The 660-nt window shown below is 51.2% G+C and carries 1 rRNA gene; it reads right to left on the bottom strand.

Annotation, left to right across the window (positions count from 1 at the left end):
- Window positions 1-660: ribosomal RNA gene (locus H0484_RS15035) — 23S ribosomal RNA — on the bottom strand; the annotation flags it as partial.

The raw sequence follows: 660 nt of genomic DNA, 5'->3' as shown, positions 1-660 counted from the left end.
TTTTAGGGACCTTAGCTGGCGGTCTGGGTTGTTTCCCTCTTGAGTCCGGACGTTAGCACCCGGTGCTCTGTCTCCCAAGCTGTACTTGCAGGTATTCGGAGTTTGCCTTGGTTTGGTAAGTCGCCATGACCCCCTAGCCAAAACAGTGCTCTACCCCCTGCAGTAATACTTGAGGCACTACCTAAATAGTTTTCGGAGAGAACCAGCTATTTCCAGGTTTGTTTAGCCTTTCACCCCTATCCACAGTTCATCCCCTAATTTTTCAACATTAGTGGGTTCGGTCCTCCAGCACGTGTTACCGTGCCTTCAACCTGACCATGGATAGATCACCTGGTTTCGGGTCTACACCCAGCGACTAAATCGCCCTATTCGGACTCGCTTTCGCTACGCCTCCCCTATTCGGTTAAGCTTGCCACTGAATGTAAGTCGCTGACCCATTATACAAAAGGTACGCAGTCACGGGACGAGCCCGCTCCTACTGTTTGTATGCATACGGTTTCAGGATCTATTTCACTCCCCTTCCGGGGTTCTTTTCGCCTTTCCCTCACGGTACTGGTTCACTATCGGTCGATCACGAGTATTTAGCCTTGGAGGATGGTCCCCCCATATTCAGACAGGATTTCACGTGTCCCGCCCTACTTATCTGACGCCTAGTCCCAC

Origin of the sequence: Mesopusillimonas faecipullorum (assembly GCF_020539505.1) — a bacterium.
Lineage (GTDB): Bacteria > Pseudomonadota > Gammaproteobacteria > Burkholderiales > Burkholderiaceae_B > Mesopusillimonas > Mesopusillimonas faecipullorum.
Note: the sequence above shows the minus strand (reverse complement) of the source record. Positions and strands in the feature narration are given on the sequence as shown.